At 53.7% G+C, this 16,272-nt stretch carries 15 protein-coding genes; 6 read left to right on the forward strand and 9 right to left on the reverse strand.

Translation table 11 applies throughout. The features are described 5' to 3' along the window. Positions 1-5: 5 nt before the first annotated feature. Together VAE57_RS06000 and VAE57_RS06005 are read left to right on the forward strand one after the other, a co-directional pair. The gene (locus VAE57_RS06000) at positions 6-815 is read left to right on the forward strand and encodes an isopentenyl phosphate kinase (RefSeq protein WP_322820981.1); all 810 of its coding nucleotides are present in this window, start codon (positions 6-8) and stop codon (positions 813-815) included. Beyond that, entirely contained in the window at positions 809-1,765 is a 957-nt protein-coding gene (locus VAE57_RS06005) for a stage II sporulation protein M (protein WP_322820982.1), read from the forward strand. Before VAE57_RS06000 ends, VAE57_RS06005 begins: the two co-directional genes overlap by 7 nt. A 140-nt stretch (positions 1,766-1,905) precedes the next feature. On the opposite strand, the gene VAE57_RS06010 is transcribed toward VAE57_RS06005, so the two are convergent. The 8 genes from VAE57_RS06010 to VAE57_RS06045 all read right to left on the reverse strand — a co-directional run bounded on the left by VAE57_RS06010 (position 1,906) and on the right by VAE57_RS06045 (position 11,859). Continuing rightward, positions 1,906-3,861, reverse strand: a complete 1,956-nt coding sequence (locus tag VAE57_RS06010; RefSeq protein ID WP_322820983.1) for a glycosyltransferase family 39 protein — start codon at positions 3,859-3,861, stop codon at positions 1,906-1,908. Between the two features lie 613 nt (positions 3,862-4,474). Next, complete coding sequence (locus tag VAE57_RS06015; RefSeq protein ID WP_322820984.1) at positions 4,475-4,819, reverse strand: DUF192 domain-containing protein; 345 nt, start codon at positions 4,817-4,819, stop codon at positions 4,475-4,477. Between the two features lie 19 nt (positions 4,820-4,838). Beyond that, positions 4,839-5,774: a type II secretion system F family protein gene (locus tag VAE57_RS06020; RefSeq protein ID WP_322820985.1), complete on the reverse strand. Its 936-nt coding sequence runs from the start codon at positions 5,772-5,774 to the stop codon at positions 4,839-4,841. Positions 5,775-5,783: 9 nt separating this feature from the next. Continuing rightward, the gene (locus VAE57_RS06025; protein ID WP_322820986.1) at positions 5,784-6,782 is read right to left on the reverse strand and encodes a type II secretion system F family protein; all 999 of its coding nucleotides are present in this window, start codon (positions 6,780-6,782) and stop codon (positions 5,784-5,786) included. Positions 6,783-6,824: 42 nt separating this feature from the next. Next, positions 6,825-8,222: a CpaF family protein gene (locus tag VAE57_RS06030; RefSeq protein WP_322820987.1), complete on the reverse strand. Its 1,398-nt coding sequence runs from the start codon at positions 8,220-8,222 to the stop codon at positions 6,825-6,827. A gap of 54 nt (positions 8,223-8,276) precedes the next feature. Next, positions 8,277-9,527, reverse strand: coding sequence for an AAA family ATPase (locus VAE57_RS06035; protein ID WP_322820988.1), 1,251 nt, complete (start codon positions 9,525-9,527; stop codon positions 8,277-8,279). Between the two features lie 135 nt (positions 9,528-9,662). Then, positions 9,663-10,706 carry a Flp pilus assembly protein CpaB gene (gene cpaB / locus VAE57_RS06040; RefSeq protein ID WP_322820989.1) on the reverse strand — a complete coding sequence of 348 codons (1,044 nt, stop codon included), beginning with the start codon at positions 10,704-10,706 and terminating at the stop codon, positions 9,663-9,665. Positions 10,707-10,974: 268 nt separating this feature from the next. Next, a complete protein-coding gene (locus VAE57_RS06045) occupies positions 10,975-11,859 on the reverse strand; it encodes an alpha/beta hydrolase (protein ID WP_322820990.1) in 885 nt (294 codons plus the stop codon). A gap of 224 nt (positions 11,860-12,083) precedes the next feature. Between VAE57_RS06045 and VAE57_RS06050 the strand changes: the two genes are divergently transcribed. From VAE57_RS06050 to VAE57_RS06065, 4 genes are read left to right on the forward strand one after another with little or no spacing between them, the layout of a single operon-like run. Next, positions 12,084-12,770, forward strand: a complete 687-nt coding sequence (locus VAE57_RS06050) for a uracil-DNA glycosylase (protein ID WP_322820991.1) — start codon at positions 12,084-12,086, stop codon at positions 12,768-12,770. A gap of 38 nt (positions 12,771-12,808) precedes the next feature. Continuing rightward, positions 12,809-14,560, forward strand: coding sequence for an alpha-amylase family glycosyl hydrolase (locus VAE57_RS06055; protein ID WP_322820992.1), 1,752 nt, complete (start codon positions 12,809-12,811; stop codon positions 14,558-14,560). After that, entirely contained in the window at positions 14,560-15,336 is a 777-nt protein-coding gene (locus VAE57_RS06060) for a HipA family kinase (protein WP_322820993.1), read from the forward strand. The genes VAE57_RS06055 and VAE57_RS06060 overlap by 1 nt, the downstream gene beginning before the upstream one ends. After that, positions 15,317-15,745: a DUF3037 domain-containing protein gene (locus tag VAE57_RS06065; protein ID WP_322820994.1), complete on the forward strand. Its 429-nt coding sequence runs from the start codon at positions 15,317-15,319 to the stop codon at positions 15,743-15,745. Before VAE57_RS06060 ends, VAE57_RS06065 begins: the two co-directional genes overlap by 20 nt. Here the strand turns inward: VAE57_RS06065 and VAE57_RS06070 are convergent. Beyond that, positions 15,740-16,111, reverse strand: a complete 372-nt coding sequence (locus VAE57_RS06070) for a hypothetical protein (protein WP_322820995.1) — start codon at positions 16,109-16,111, stop codon at positions 15,740-15,742. The genes VAE57_RS06065 and VAE57_RS06070 overlap by 6 nt on opposite strands. Positions 16,112-16,272 lie beyond the last annotated feature (161 nt).

Raw genomic sequence — 16,272 nt, forward strand, 5'->3', positions numbered from 1 at the left:
CGGCTGTGTATACCTTCGTCAAATTTGGTGGCTCGGTTATTACCGACAAGACCGGACGCGAAGCTGCTGATCTGGTGGTGATCGAACGTCTGGCACATGCTGTGGCTGATGCACGTGCCGTCGATCCGAACCTGGCACTGGTGCTGGGGCATGGTAGTGGCTCGTTTGGGCACCATTACGCGGCACGCTATGGTGTCCATCGTGGGACACCTTTGACCGCCGATCATACGGGTTTTGCCCTCACCGCAGCAGCGGCCCTGCGCCTCAATCAGATTGTGGTCGATACATTGCTGGCTGCGCAGGTGCCGGCAGTCAGCTTTCAACCGTCGGCTTCTCTGCAAAGTACCAATGGTCAGATCATTACCTGGGAGACCGCCCCAATTGCCGAGGCATTGCAACGCAGGCTGGTGCCTGTTATTCATGGTGATGTGGCGTTTGATACCGCTCAGGGTACGGCGATTATCTCTACCGAAGCGCTACTCAGCTTTCTTGCCCTACGCAGCCCATTACAACCGCGCCGTATTATTCTGGTCGGTGAAGCAGCCGTGTATACTGCCGATCCGCACCGTGATCCCACCGCTCAACCAATCCCGCTGATTAATCAGGAAAATATTGCTCAGGTCTTAGCGATGACCGGTGGCTCGCGGGCTGCTGATGTGACCGGTGGTATGCGGAGTAAGATCGAATTGATGTGGCACTTAATTGAGCAATTGCCGGAATTGGAAGTTATGCTCATTGGGCCAGACCCGGCATTGCTTACCGCTGCACTTCTCGGTCAATCACTTGCCCTGGGCACGGTGATAAAGAGATGGTAACACCCGATCAACAGATTCGTCAGCGCAGCACTGCCTGGCAACGGCTTGAGGAACTGATTGATCGTGCCAGGGGCGGTATTGCTCAGTTGTCAGCAGCCGAATTGCAAGAACTTGGGCAACTCTACCGTCAGACCTGTACCGACCTGGCAATTGCCCGCCGTGATTATCCCGATCATCTGTTGACAACATACCTCAATCAGCTTGTTGCCCGTGCTCACGGTGTGGTCTATCGCTACAGTCTCAATGAACCGCAGCGAATTATCACCTTTTTTCGCTTTACACTTCCCCAAACCTTTCGCGCAACCTGGCCAATGACCCTCGTTGCGGCAATACTGTTTTTATTGCCGGCAATAGCAGCCTTCATCACGACATTTCGCGATCCTGCGCTAGGCGAAGTCCTTATTCCCGGTATTGAGGTTCTGGTTGATCAGATTCGCGCCGGTGAAGAGTGGTGGTTACGGATTAATGAAGGGCCGGCTGCCGCTACCGCCGAAATTATGACCAACAACATCAATGTTGCCATTAAAGCGTTTGCCGGCGGCGTGACATTTGGCCTGTACACGGCATACATTCTTATGGTCAACGGCCTGCTTCTCGGCACGGTGATCGGTATTGCGCAACGCCTTGATTTTGCCCCCAATCTCTGGGGGTTCGTTGTCGGCCACATGACGCTCGAACTCAGTGCCATCGTCATTGCTGGTGGTGCCGGGTTGCAATTGGGCTGGGCAATTCTGCGGCCAGGTCTGCTCAGTCGGCGTCACGCGCTGGTTGTCGCAGGCCGGCGGTCTGTTGTGCTACTCATCGGGTGCGGGCTGATACTGATTGGGGCTGGCCTTATCGAAGGGTTTATTTCACCAAGCGGACTACCATTTATTGTTAAGCTAATCGTTTCGATAGGTTCGGGCGTGTTGTTGTACACCTACCTGCTATTCAGTGGTCATCATCGATAAGCTGTAGATGGCACAGGGCAGGCACAGAACCATCTATCGCACTCCAACGATGGTCAGCGCGGAAGAGGTTCTCTACAACGACGTGACGTCTGCTGCAATCGCCGAGTCGCACGTGCAGGCTTTATGCGGTGGAACAGCCGCTAGCGCCTGATCAACCGGATCGACTCGATCAGAACCGCGCCGCCATCACCCAGCGCAACCGGGTCGAAGCGAAGACCACCGATCTGCGTCAGTCGTTCACGTATTACATCAAACGGAAGGTGATAGGTTGTCATTTCCCTTCCTGTCAGGGTAAAGCGCAACGAGTAATCTTCACCGGTTCGTCCGGTTGGATCGAGCACAAAGATTTGGGCATCGCGGTTGGTTGTTGTCGTCGTCAGTCGTACCTCTATCGCCTCAATATCAGCGGCAATTAGCAGTAGGGGCGGACTGGTCAGCATAGGATCGAGGGTAGGGATCATATGCCAGCCCACACCAGTCAGGGTATCAGCCTCAACACCGCCGACCTGCCAGCCCCAACGACCATGACGAAAATCCCACCCCTCGGAAACTGCCACTTCGTTGGCCCGCGGGATCAGCCGGTACGCCGGCAAATCTGTCGGCAATGGTGCCAGACGCAACATTCCCTGCACCGGTGCATAGCAGCGGGCCACCGTCTCGGCACTCAAACCAAAGCGCTCGGCTGGTGTCGGCGGCTGGTCGGGAGGGGCAGGCGATGGATGCTGAGCTTCATCGGCAATGATCACCGCGTAGCCGGCAGTAAGTGTCGCCTCGATTCGCTGCTGAATGCGGGCACAGGCAGCCTCCCAATCACCATCACTGGCCGTCATTGCCTGGTTCAGTCCGTATACGTTATCGTGCCGCCAGTAGTGCGGTAAGTACAATTCGAGCACCCCATCGGGCACGATTATCAAATCGCCGGGTTGACTGATTGCGGCCAGGGCTGCGGCAATGCGTCGCTGAAGATCGCGCCCGGCTGCACCGCGCTCGATAATAGCTGGTAGATTAAGCGCCAGCAGGCAGAGCGACAACAACAGACCAACCCAACCGATCCACCTGACAGTTAATGCCGCGCTCAACAAGAGGGCTAGCGGAGGCAAACAGGCGATCCAGAACTCGATATTGTCAGGTTCCCACCACAGGAAGAAGAGGCCATACACCCCAAGCCAGCCAGCAATACCGGCCCGCAATGGCAGCGGCAGGCGTGCGATACCTTCTCTGCCAGTGACAAGCAGCCCTATACCGGCCAGGCCGATCACACCACCGCCAAAGAACGCCAGGGTCGCACTCCAGCCTTTCAACAGACCAATCAATTTCGATCCATCAATCGCACCACCCCAAAAGCCAGTTTGCGCATAACCCGTCAACCATAACCAGATGTCTTCCCAACGACGCATTCCGCTGACCCCAATCGCCACCCAAAGATAGGCGCTACCAACAACCATCAACAGCGGGATCAGGTATGAGACGAACAATCGTAACCGACGCTGATGGTTCGTCTCGGCCAGCACGATAGTGAGAAGAATCGGTACTGATAGTAAGACATTCGTCTGATGCCCCAACACCGCCAGCCCTTGCGTCATACCGAGCCAGATCGATACGTTCATCGTGGGCTGTCGCGCCATCTTAAATAGCAGCCACAGCACACCGATCAGGGCTATGGCTGCCAGTGTATACACCTCGACTTCTACCGCGTAATACCAGTAGGCGTAGCTAAAACCAACCCATAAGGTTGCTGCGAGTGCCGCCAGGCCTGATCCGGTCACGCTGCGACAGATCGCAAACAGGAAAGAAACACCAATCGCGCCGGCAACCACATTCACCACCTGCAACCAGATTTCAACACTGCCTTGCCAGCCCAGTGCAGTCGCGATGGCACGGATCATCGCCCCCAGCGGCCCATACAGCAGATGGTGAGGATGGAACAGTTCAGGCCATGGTTTGCGATCAACATCAAGAATATATGAAAGCGCATCGTAGGTATGGACTTCGGTCATGGTCGCGCTATAGAGGCCAGCAAAAGCCACACCGAGCAGGAGTACCGACCAATGCGGGGGTAATCTGCGCTGTTTTCCAATCGGATCAAGAATGGTCATATACGGCGAACTCATGTAAAGCTAACGCGTTTTGAGACAAAATAAAACAATGTAGCGATAGCATGTACCCGACAGCGCCTGTGCGGAAATTATTTCATACATCCAGGCAGCGAGTACTCTCGTTTACGCGCACAGTGATGCAAAATCGATGAAGAGCGGAAATTACGCTTCCGCACCCATCGTATCTCAACCAGGTGTGAAAGAAACAGATCAAACCCTTCCCGATCATACACGACGCCGATGCACTTCCTGATGTGACCGAACAACAGGTATGCATCCAGATAATATCAAATCTCGCGTGATACTGTGCATCACGGCACCAAACGAGAGTTGATCCGCGGGTATCCGCGGCATCTGCGAGAATCCGTGGAGATCGTTTGCAGGACGTGGATGCAAGCGGATATACCGTGAGCACCGGTAATCTGCCGCTAATGGTACGTATCGTGCAAATTACAGGGCGAAGGGTACGGATTGGAGCGCGTGCCAGGCACCGTATCTTACCAGATTTGACGTAATTACCTGCGACTTATACGTGTGACCTGGTGGAATACAAGCAGAGACTTATCCTGCACACCGGTGCACCGTAGCCTTGTTGATTGTTGAGGCAACAGGGCTATTCTTGTACCGCTTGAACCACAATCTGATCACCAACTGCTGTGTTAGTTGCCGCAATCACACCTGCGGGCAATTCAATCACGTAGCGGGCATGACGATGACCGGCATAGATGCGCCATGGCGGTAAATCAGGATACAATGCCACAACGGTACCGTTCCGATCAACAAAGATTGCATCGATAGCAAACCGCATAAACAGCATATGAATGCTATTACACGGTTCAATCAACAGGCCACCACCGACCGGCAATGACTGGCGGCCAAGCAGACCGCGACCACGAGCAAAAAACGAGCGCACCACCTCGCACTGACTGGCAAGGATAGCGCGTCGGGTCTGATTCACAACCTGTACCATACGAGCGTTAATTTCCCATCCCACTATTCATCACACCGAGCGCCTGCATGATCCGCGGTACTGCCGGCCCCAAAATTACCACAAACAATGCGGGGAAGATCAGGAACACCATCGGGATCAGCATCTTCACCGGCGCCTTCTGAGCTGCCTCTTCAGCACGCTGGCGACGGCGGACACGCAACTGGTCTGATTGAATGCGTAGAATCTTTGACATCGACACACCCAGTTGGTCAGCCTGGATCACAGCCGAGACGAAGGTCTGTACATCTTCAACGCCGGTACGGGTAACCAGATCACGCAAGGCTTCGCGGCGGGTACGACCCAGACGAATATCCTGCAGAACGCGCTGGAATTCACGCGACAGCTCATTATCCCATTTTTGAGCAACCCGCTGAAGCGCCAGATCAAATGCCAGGCCAGCTTCAACACTGATACAGAGCAAATCCAGCGCATCGGGCAACGCCTTCAGGATATTCTTTTTGCGCTCCTTAATTTTGCGGTCGAGCCAGATACCGGGCAGAATGTAACCAATCATCGCAGCGATCAGAGCACCCATCACGGCCTGCATGAAAGGCAACCGTCCAAAAACCAGTAAGCCAATAACCACAAACAAGACGATCGCCAGCGCCATGCGTAGCCCGATAAACATGTTGGGCGAAATGTTACCAGGATTACCGGCTAACTGAAGATTGATCCGCAAGCGCTCTTGATTCTGCTTCAGACCGAAGCGGCCAAGCGTATTCAGCAGCGAGCGAAAGAGCGGTATCAACACACGTTCACGGAACGGTTGCTGCAATTCCAGCTCTTCGAGCGACAGTGAAATATCGGTATATTGATCGAGACGCTCACTAATCGCTCGCGACTGATTCATCTGTCTGACAGCAATGATGATCAACGCCACTCCTACAACTATAATCCCGGCTACGATTAACAAATCCGTCATCGCCGCACCTCACACTTCGATATCGATGATCTTTTGGATGGCAAAGTAGCCCATCGCAATCATAAACAGCGACGCTACCGGCATACAACACCATGCTTGAGGCGGTAAACCAAACGTGAAGAGTGGAGCCATGTAGTCAGGATTGACAACCGTGATAAACATTGCCAGACCGATTGGCAAACCGGTAATAATCCAGGACGAGATACGCCCCTGCGCAGTAAGCGTTGAAATCTCACCCTTGATCCGTACTCGTTCACGGATGGTATGACCAATGGTATCAAGGATTTGGGCCAGATTACCACCGACCTCCATCTGAATAGTTACTGCCGTGATCAAGAGATCGAGGTCATCAGATGGCATGCGGCGCAAAAGATTCTGCAACGCCTCTTCTGTGGAGCGACCGAGTCCAACTTCCTGAACAACACGGCGAAATTCGGTTGCAGCCGGCGGTGGTGCTTCCCGTGAAACCATATCGAGGGTTTGTAGAAAGCTATAGCCGCCACGCAAGGCATTTGCCATCATGGTGATAACGTCACCTAACTGATTGTTAAAGGCCTTGATTCGCTGCGCCGCACGTATATTGACATAGATATTCGGCAGAAACGAGAAAACAATTGCTGCGATGACAGCGGCTGCGATCTGGGCCAGAAAATTTGCGCGCCCCAAAATGAACCCAAATACCACGCCAAGCAGAGCAGCTCCGAGCTTTAAACCAATAAACTCTGCTACTGTCAGCTTCAAATCAGCACGAGCCAGTTCGCGTTGGATGGAACCACCCTGCTTACTTTTCGCAACAACAGCGTCGATCCGTTCAATAGCCTGACGTGCAATCGGCTCATTTGAGCGTTCCTGGGCTTTGCCGCCAGCAAACGTCTCCAGGCGCTGCGCAACATCCGCAGTTGCTGACTGGCGCATTAACACAACGACCGTGACTAGCAATAGGATCAGAATCAATCCCAGGGCACCCAACGTCACCGGCATCATCTCAGGCGAGAGCAACAAATCCATAGGTGCGCCACCTCCTTCTCACGCCGCCAATCGTCGCGGTAGTTAGAAACTGAAACGTTCCGACGAGCCAAAAATGGTCGGCGGCAGGAAGATGTTGAGCGCCTCGAACTTTTCGAGAAAACGTGGTCGAACCCCGGTTGGGCGCAGCTGACCAACAATCTTCCCTTTTTCATCGATCCCGGTTTGTTCAAAGACAAAGATGTCTTGCAAGACAACCACATCGCCTTCCATGCCAGCGACTTCGGTGATCTGGGTGACTTTGCGCGAGCCATCTTTCAAGCGCGACTGCTGGACGAAGACATGAATTGCCGACGCAATCTGCTCACGAATCGCCCGTGCCGGCAAGTCCATACCAGCCATCAGACACATCGTTTCAATACGGCTCACCGCATCGCGTGGCGTATTGGCGTGAATGGTCGTCATTGAACCGTCGTGACCGGTATTCATTGCCTGCAACATATCGAGGGTCTCGCCGCCACGACACTCACCGACAATAATCCGTTCTGGTCGCATACGCAGACAGTTAATAACCAGATCACGGATTGTCACCTCACCTTTTCCTTCCACATTTGGTGGCCGCGACTCAAGCGTCACCACATGATCCTGGCGTAACTGTAATTCAGCGGCATTTTCAACCGTGATAATCCGTTCATCTTCAGGGATAAACGACGAAAGCACATTGAGCAAGGTAGTCTTCCCTGAGCCGGTACCACCGGCAACGACGATATTCAAACGAGCCTGCACACAAGCAGCCAGGAAATCGGCCATGTCTTGCGACATCGAGCCAAAGCGCACCAGGTCCTGCACGGTCAGTTTATCTTTGCGGAACTTACGAATGGTGATGGTTGGCCCATTGAGTGCCAGCGGTCGAATGACGACATTAACGCGCGAGCCATCCTTCAAGCGAGCATCGACCATCGGCGATGACTCGTCAACCCGACGACCAAGCGGAGCAACGATACGGTCGATAATCCGCATGACGTGATCATCGTCGGTGAAGGTAATATCGGTTTTGATCAACTTACCCTTCTTCTCGATATACACCTGTTTCGGACCATTGACCATAATTTCGCTGACATCTTCATCGGCCAGCAGTGGCTCAATCGGGCCAAGGCCGATAATATCAGCAGTGATACTCTCAAACAGACGCTGGCGTTCGGTGCGTGAAAGTACAATGCTTTCGCTATCGAGGATCGTATTGAAGATCTCCTCAACCTGTTTACGCACCTTTACCGGGTTGCTCAAATCAATTTGGGGATTCAATTCGTTAATCAAACGATCCTGCACCCGCGAGCGCAACTCGCGAAACGTATCATCGGTACCAAAAGCACTAACCGACGGTTGTAAGCGACCTGTTGCTTCTGGTCGGACTGGGGTTCGCGGCACAGCCGGTTCGGTTGTTGCAGGAACACCACCACCAATTCGCTTCAACAACGACATTGCGCTCACCTTTCTCAGTAGTAATGCAGCATATCAGCCAGAATCCGGTATTGTTTATCGCCGGGGGATCAAATTACCGAATAAGCCACTGCGCTGCTTTGGACTCTCTTTCGCTGCTGCCTCTTTACTTGTCTTGGCTACCAATTCACGGGCCAGATTCATTATGTCTTTTGTCACCTGATGGTTTGGCTTTGCCAGCACCAATGGTGTTCCCTGGTTAATCGAGAGAGTCATCTCCTGAGCAGCATCACCGATCTGCAACGCCAGCTTACGTTGAAGGTGCTTTTCGACATCTTCGGCCCGGATTCCGGTACGATTGGTCGCTTTGTTGAGCACCAGCATGACCTTATCGTTTGGATAGCCGAGTAGATCAGCCACCTCAAGGAAGAGCTTGACATTACGGATGCAGTGCATCTCAAGCGTCATAAGAGTGATCACCCGCTGGGCCAGATCGAGGGCTGCCAGCGAGCGATCCTGGAATGAAGCCGGTGTATCGACGATAACGTAATCGAATTCCTGGCGGATAGCTTCGAGAATGGCACGGATGTGATCGGCAGAGACCAGTTCGCCACGCTGCGGATCGGGAGGCGCCAGCAACACCTTCACCTGAGTGGGATGGGTAGCCATCACGTCATTCAACAGATCGCGATCAAGACCTTCGATCCGTGACGCAATATCGAGGATTGTCTTGTCGGTGCGTAAATTGAGCAAAACACTGAGATCACCGAAGATCACATTACCATCGATCAGGGCAACCTTTTTATTGGTTTGCTGGCGAATGGCTACGGCCAGATTTGCCGCAATCGATGAAACACCAACCCCGCCTTTCGGGCTAAATACGGCAAAGATCTGACCGTCAACAGTGGGTTGAGCACCAGGTACTTGACCGCCAGGAGCACCAACCGGAGCTATCGGTCGGGTCATTGCCAGGCGAGCCACGTGGCGGATCGACCGGTAGAGATCATCGGCGCTGATCGGCTTAATTAGAAATTCGCGGGCGCCCGCCAGCATTGCCCGCCGAATATAATCGGTTTCGCCCTGTACGCTCATGATAATGACCTGGATGCCCGGATCATTAGTCAGAATCGCTTCTGTGGCCGCGATCCCATCCATATCGGGCATATTAATGTCCATTAAGATAACCTGTGGACGATGCTGGCGAGCAAGCGCAATTGCTTCACGTCCGTTGCTTGCTTTGGCAACGACTTCAATATCCTTCTCAAAGAATAGTAGCTTTTCGAGCTGATCGCGAGTATCGATCACGTCATCAACGATCATTACTCGAATCTTATCGCTTTCGCTCATGCTCTAGCTCCTCAGATGGCCTCGTCGTTCAAAAACGGACGTGAGTATTGGCTAACGATCAAGCAAGACAGCTTATGACTATTGATAGAATGTTACGATGTCATTGTACCTCAGAGCTGCCGCTTATGGAATAGGTTATGGAAGCGGAGTTGGGGTTGGTTCGGGTACAAAGACCTCACCTTCACCATAAACCCGTGGTGGCAAGGGGCGCGGCAGGGGTAGACCGTACTCGCGCACCAACAGATCGAGGGTAACACCACTGGTCGACTCAATAGCATCGTCGTTTGCCCCACGCAGCGCCAGCACAATCCGGGCCTGTGACTGTAAGGCAAACTCTAGCAACTCAATTTCCTGGTCGGTCAAGGCCAGCACAACAACCCATACTCCTTCAGTTAATGTGCTGGTTCCCGTCCCACCGTCAGTAACACCAGTTATCGGCTGCCCTGATGCATCAACTTGTGGCAGGCTTGACGAAGCAGGTGGTGGAGTGACCTCGGCAGGAGCTTCTCCTCCCTCTGCAGGAGCCGGTAATGCAGGACGTACAATTTGCAATACCTGAGCACGCTGAATGATCGTCTTGGTGGAGAGGAAGGTCTGATTTTCGCCGTACTCGTACTCCCGCACAAGCTGATCGACGTCGTTCACCGTGACAACCTGCACGGGGCCGGGACGGATAATCTGGCGTTCAACTGAAAATGTAGCAATTACGTCAACAAAATCATTCACGGCAACCTGGTCGGCTACACCCGACAGGCTGTTAACAATCAGCGGATAGGCTTTTACCTGTGATTGGCCAGGTTCGGCAGTGGGGATACGCTGAGCTAGCCCGGCGTCACGAATATTATCCTTTCGGATCGACTGTCCGGCTACAACCGGATTGATCAACAGTTTGCCCAAAACATCATTAATGTTGCTAAATTCGTTTGCTTCGTCAAATTCAGTTACTGGTACTTCAACAACATCTAGCAAAGTAGGATCATTCAATAGCGTATTGGCATCGAGATCAACACGGGCTTGAACGACTGACACCAAGGGCACTGCTGTCGGCGGTGGAGGTACTTCGGGTGTTTGTGAGGTGGTGGATGTTGTAGTGCCGCCGCGTAACAGCAAGAAAGCCGCCAATCCACCGATAATGACAATAAGTCCGATCAGTAGAAACAGTAATGCGCCACGTCGCATAGAAGGCAACCTTCCTGTTCAGAGCGAAGTCAGGTGACTCCGCGCATTGCGTTGCCATTATAGCATACGCAAGCAAGAGGTGACAGGAATGTAACACCTTACTTTAGTACTTTACGTGGCCTGGTACTGAATGGTCATCAAGTTCCGAACTGGTCAGTGAATTTATGTAGATTGCATGGAACTTTTAGTACCTTCTGTGCGGCTAGCTACACATTCTATGTTCAGAGCACAATATCACAACCGATAATTCACACTATTTCAACACACCTTACGACAAATAGTCGTTTTCCCCGTTCAGAAAGCGAGCAATTGCCTGATAACAGGTTGCCGGTTCCTCAACCATAGGTACATGACCACAATTGGGAATGAAGACCACCTGTACGTCCGGTAAAACACGACTGAGCATCTCGACATTTACCGGTGGAAAGATGGGATCGTCACTACCACTAATCAGAACAACCGGCGGTAATGGAAGCTGCAATACTCGTTTCAAACGGGGATGGCCCATGATGGCTGCGGACTCGATAGCTACTAGCGGATCCATCGCTGCCAAATCGGCAATGCCTTGTGCCAGCAATGAACGGTCAAGCGGCTGTCGCACCAGCGGCCGCGCCAGGAGATCCGGCGTTGGTGGCAATGTCCAGAGTGCCCGTCGCCAGGTAGCGGTATTTGCCCAGCAGGGACGCCACCACACCAGCCATGGCCGCCAGCAGGCGGCTGCCACCTGCCACTGTGCACCGGCCAGCGTGACCAGTGCATCCTCGTACAGGGTAGCGCCAATCCCAAAACTCACCAGACCGAGACGCTCTACCCGTGCACCGGCCAGACTGGCGACAGCAAGCGCCACTGCGGCGCCGAGAGAATGGCCGACTAATGCAAATCGATCAATATCTAAAGCATCGGCTACTGCCAGCACCGCCCGCGCAGATGACTCCAGGGTCACCGGTTCGAGCGGTGCTGGCGACGCTCCACAACCGGGAAGGTCAATTGCGATCAGACGCCGGTTGGGCAAAAACGCTGGTGCCGCCTGCCAGTAACGGCTGGAAGCGCCCCAGCCGTGGATAAAGATCAGAGGGCGTCCTTGACCGGAAACCCGAAATGCAACCGGGCCGAGTGGACTTTCAATTTCCCAGAGTGTTGAAGATGTTGACATGACAAACCTCCTCTGTTTGCAAGATCCACTATAATCCCAGACAGTTACAATTATTGACATTTGTCTCATCCCGCGTTGAAAGGCTGTATGATGATGGATGATATCCACGTAACACTTGATAGTTGTGACTACTGGCACTATCTGCACAGGGGAACGATCTGAAGGAGTGCTTTCTGCATGATGTATGAACCGCCATCAAGCCATTTATCGCGACACGAAATGATATGTCATCAGTCATTTACAACCTGGTCAATGATCTGGCCGCAATGGAAGCCCCACCCCACACGGTGAATATGTATGCATGGCAGGCCACCGATGAGCAGGAGGCGCATGGCAATGCCATCCGGCGCAACAATCTGGTTCTGGCCCTCACCCTGGCTTTAGAACGCGGTCCTGATCTATTGCTGATTGGCGAGGCTCCCGGTTACAATGGTGCGCGACGCACCGGTGTGCCTTTTACCAGTGAACAGATTCTGTTAGCCGGAGTTGACCCACCGGGTCAATTTGGAAGCACTCGTGGGTTTGCCCTGGCAACAACCGATGGGCGCATCTCGCGAGAGCAAACGGCTACCATTGTGTATCGTGAGCTACAAGCGCTGAATCGATTTGCAGTCGGTTGGAATGCGTTTCCGCTGCATCCTCACCAACCCGGTCGACCGCAGAGCAATCGCACTCCACGTCAGCGCGAAATAATGCTCGGTCTCCCCTTCCTATTGCGGTTTTGCCTGCTTTTTCCACGCTGTCCGGTGGTAGCGATGGGGCGCATTGCCGATCAGGCGCTCTCCCGCCTCGGTATTGCACATGCCGTAGTCCGTCATCCGGCCCAGGGTGGAGCGCAGATCTTTGCCGCAGGATTGCGGCGTCTGTTCATGCAGAGCGACGAGTCAACACCTGCACAAAATCCGGTATAATGCAGCAAACGCATTAATTGACAAAGAAACGGTTTTCTATGCATCGAATAATTGTTACTCTGCTTACCATCAGCGTACTCGTTGCCTGTGGTGCGCCAGCAGCCGGGCCTACCGCACCGGCTGCATCACCCACAGTAGCTGGCACCCCGACCAATTCGCGTCCACCAACACCAACCCGTGATCCACGCCTGCCAACCTTGCCGCCGCGCATCACGCCCGGCCCTACGGCCACACCTTTCCCGCTTGAAGCCGGCTGGTGGGATGGGGCTGTCTGTTATGAAATTTTCGTGCGCTCGTTTTACGATAGCGATGGCGACGGCAACGGTGATCTGAACGGCATTATCGCCAAACTTGACTATCTCAATGATGGCGATCCCATCACGACAACCGATCTGGGCATCAATTGTATCTGGCTGATGCCGGTTGCTGAAGCTGCCAGCTACCACGGCTACGACACAATTGACTATTACACGATCGAACGTGACTACGGCACCAATGAGGATTTCAAGCGTCTGGTTGCCGAAGCAGAAAAGCGCGGGATTAAAATCATTATCGATCTGGTACTGAACCATACCAGTACCCAACACCCCTGGTTTCAAGAGGCATTACGCGATCCCAACTCACCGTACCGCGACTGGTATTTGTGGTCGGCGATTGACCCTGGCTACCGTGGCCCATTCGGCAACAACGTGGTCTGGCACAAATCACCCATTCGTGATGAATATTATTACGGTGTGTTCTGGGGTGGTATGCCCGATCTCAACTATCGCAATCCGGCAGTCACTGCCGAAGCCTACAAAATTGCGCGCTTTTGGGTTGAAGAGATGGGGGTTGCGGGCTTCCGTCTCGACGCAATCAAGCATCTGATCGAATATTACACGCTCCAGGAAGACACTGTTGAAACCTTTGAATGGTTGCGCGAGTTTCGACGTTTTCTCGACCGGGAACTACCGGGAACCTTTACGATTGGCGAAGTCTTCAACGGCAACCCGCGCACGCTGGCACCGTACTATCCTGACCAGCTCGATTACTATTTCGAGTTTGAAGTCGCCAATCAGATTCGCGGCGCAGCCAACACCGGTCTATCACGGTTATTTATGCAGGCGGTACAGGATGCCTACACAAAACTACCCTATCAACGCTGGGCACCCTTCCTGACCAATCACGACCAGAACCGCGTGATGTCGGTGTTGGGTGATGATGTTGCGAAGGCAAAACTGGCTGCGCTGGCCCTGCTAACCATGCCAGGGCTACCCTTCATCTACTACGGTGAGGAGATCGGCATGCTGGGGGTGAAACCGGATGAGCGTATTCGCACCCCAATGCAGTGGACGAAGGAGGAGTTTGGCGGATTCTCAGCCGGCATTCCCTGGCAACAACCACAGAGCGATTACCCGGTCAAGAATGTGATGTTACAAGACCAGGACCCTGACTCGCTGCTCAACACCTACCGGCAGTTAATTCATCTCCACGTGAACACACCGGCACTGGCGACCGGTGATTTCTGGCCGTTAACCGCTAACGGTGCCAGTGTCGCCGCGTATATCAGGCGCAGTGGTGAAGACATGGTCCTGGTGGTGATTAATTTTGACAAAGTACCCACGCCACCGTTTACACTATCATCAGGTGAGAGCGACCTGCCGTCGGGCACCTACCAGGTGACCACCCTCTTCGGCACACCACCGGCACCACCAACACCACTCACTATCACCGACGGGCGCATCGTGGAGTATCAACCGGGGATCGAAATACCGGCTCAAACCGGATACATTTTCAAGTTGGAGCGCTAATGTTACGAAAAGTAACTGCAACTCGTTATGTCACACCGTTGCGTGAAGGCGGTTCATTACCGGCAATTGTCGAAGCCGATGATGATGGCCTGTACGTCGTAAAGTTTCGCGGGGCAGGACAGGGGCCAAAGGTGCTGGTTGCCGAGCTGATCTGTGGTGAACTGGCGCGTGCGCTTGGCCTGCCCGTTCCAGAGCTGGTGTTAATCGAGATTGATCCGGCGTTGGGGCGCAACGAACCGGATAGCGAGATTCAAGACCTGATTACGGCCAGCGCCGGATTGAATCTGGCCGTTGACTTCTTGCCCGGTGCGCTGGCATTTGATCCGACATCTGTTCGTGCACTCGACCGTAAACTGGCGTCACTTATCGTTTGGTTTGATGCATTCATCACCAATGTTGATCGGACACCACGCAACACCAATCTCCTCTGGTGGCACCGCCAGCTCTTCTTAATCGATCATGGTGCTGCGCTGTACATTCATTACACCTGGAATGATTATCAGAATCACGCTCGCAAACCCTTCAGCCAGATTCGCGACCATGTGTTGATAGCAGCGGCCAGCGATCTGGAAGCCGCCGACCACGAACTGGCAGATCACATCAACGCAGATCTGCTCTGGCGCATTGTGGCGAACGTCCCCGATGAATGGCTTATTGACCAGCGGTTTTCTTCAGTAGAAGACCATCGTGCAGCCTATGTTGAATATCTGAGTCTACGACTCGCTGCACCGCGCGCATTTGTACAGGAGGCTATCGATGTCCACGAGCGCCTTTGAATATGCATTACTGCGCCTGGTGCCACGGGTAGAGCGTGGTGAGCAGATCAACATTGGGGTGGTGTTGTTGTGTCGGCAACAGCGCTTTTTAGGGATACGGACGCATCTCAACGAGGCGAGGATTGCTGCGCTCTGGCCTGATCTCGATCTGACATCGGTGCGCGAGCAACTAGCGGCGTTTGAAACAGTCTGCGCTGGCGGTGCTGAAGCCGGGCCAATCGGTGAACTACCGATCTATGAGCGCTTTCGCTGGCTGACTGCAACGCGCAGTACGATGATCCAGCCGTCGGCAGTACACTGCGGCTTGTGCGATGCCCCACAGATGATGCTCGACCATATCTTTCAGCAGATGGTCGTCTTGCCGGGTCAGGCGATTGACGAACGCGCTCACGAGGCAGGCGCTTTATAATTCAACCCGTACCCGCTCGATCATTGCCTGGAGGGCAAAGCGAGCTTTACCCAGGTTCGCAGTTTCGCTCAGCACCCCCAGCACACCATAGTAACCGGGAATAATTTGCGAAGCCAGCATTAAGAGCGCATCAGTTTCGAGAACCAGATCGCGCACATAGCCAACCCCTATCCGATCAGCCGCTGCCGCTGCCCGCGAGGCCAAATCGGCCAGTTCAAGTTCGGCCAGTTCGATATCGAAGTCGAGTTCGGCAGCACCCGGATGGCAGGCGATTGCCACACTCAGGCCATCGGTACCGATGATGCCGGCAAACTGTGCCCCTTTCACGCCGGTAATAGCTTCATTCAAAATGGTGTTGACATTCATACAGGTTTACTGCAATCGACAGACTTGCTGAAAGAGTATTTCGGTCGCTGTAGATCCTTCTGGCCTCCCCCCGTTGGGGGGAGGAAGCACCCTGCCTGACCTACCCCCGTTGGGGGGAGGAAGCACCCTGCCTGACCTACCCCCGTTGGGGGGAGGAAGCA

It is taken from the genome of Chloroflexus sp. (assembly GCF_034434295.1).
Taxonomy (GTDB): domain Bacteria; phylum Chloroflexota; class Chloroflexia; order Chloroflexales; family Chloroflexaceae; genus Chloroflexus.

Bases quoted from the DNA above. Each gene is read 5' to 3' on its own strand.
- VAE57_RS06005 (WP_322820982.1), top strand. From the start codon at position 809: ATGGTAACACCCGATCAACAGATTCGTCAGCGCAGCACTGCCTGGCAA.
- VAE57_RS06010 (WP_322820983.1), bottom strand. From the start codon at position 3,861: ATGACCATTCTTGATCCGATTGGAAAACAGCGCAGATTACCCCCGCAT.
- VAE57_RS06020 (WP_322820985.1), bottom strand. From the start codon at position 5,774: ATGACGGATTTGTTAATCGTAGCCGGGATTATAGTTGTAGGAGTGGCG.
- VAE57_RS06025 (WP_322820986.1), bottom strand. From the start codon at position 6,782: ATGGATTTGTTGCTCTCGCCTGAGATGATGCCGGTGACGTTGGGTGCC.
- VAE57_RS06030 (WP_322820987.1), bottom strand. From the start codon at position 8,222: ATGTCGTTGTTGAAGCGAATTGGTGGTGGTGTTCCTGCAACAACCGAA.
- VAE57_RS06035 (WP_322820988.1), bottom strand. From the start codon at position 9,527: ATGAGCGAAAGCGATAAGATTCGAGTAATGATCGTTGATGACGTGATC.
- cpaB (WP_322820989.1), bottom strand. From the start codon at position 10,706: ATGCGACGTGGCGCATTACTGTTTCTACTGATCGGACTTATTGTCATT.
- VAE57_RS06045 (WP_322820990.1), bottom strand. From the start codon at position 11,859: ATGTCAACATCTTCAACACTCTGGGAAATTGAAAGTCCACTCGGCCCG.
- VAE57_RS06050 (WP_322820991.1), top strand. From the start codon at position 12,084: ATGTCATCAGTCATTTACAACCTGGTCAATGATCTGGCCGCAATGGAA.
- VAE57_RS06055 (WP_322820992.1), top strand. From the start codon at position 12,809: ATGCATCGAATAATTGTTACTCTGCTTACCATCAGCGTACTCGTTGCC.
- VAE57_RS06060 (WP_322820993.1), top strand. From the start codon at position 14,560: ATGTTACGAAAAGTAACTGCAACTCGTTATGTCACACCGTTGCGTGAA.
- VAE57_RS06065 (WP_322820994.1), top strand. From the start codon at position 15,317: ATGTCCACGAGCGCCTTTGAATATGCATTACTGCGCCTGGTGCCACGG.
- VAE57_RS06070 (WP_322820995.1), bottom strand. From the start codon at position 16,111: ATGAATGTCAACACCATTTTGAATGAAGCTATTACCGGCGTGAAAGGG.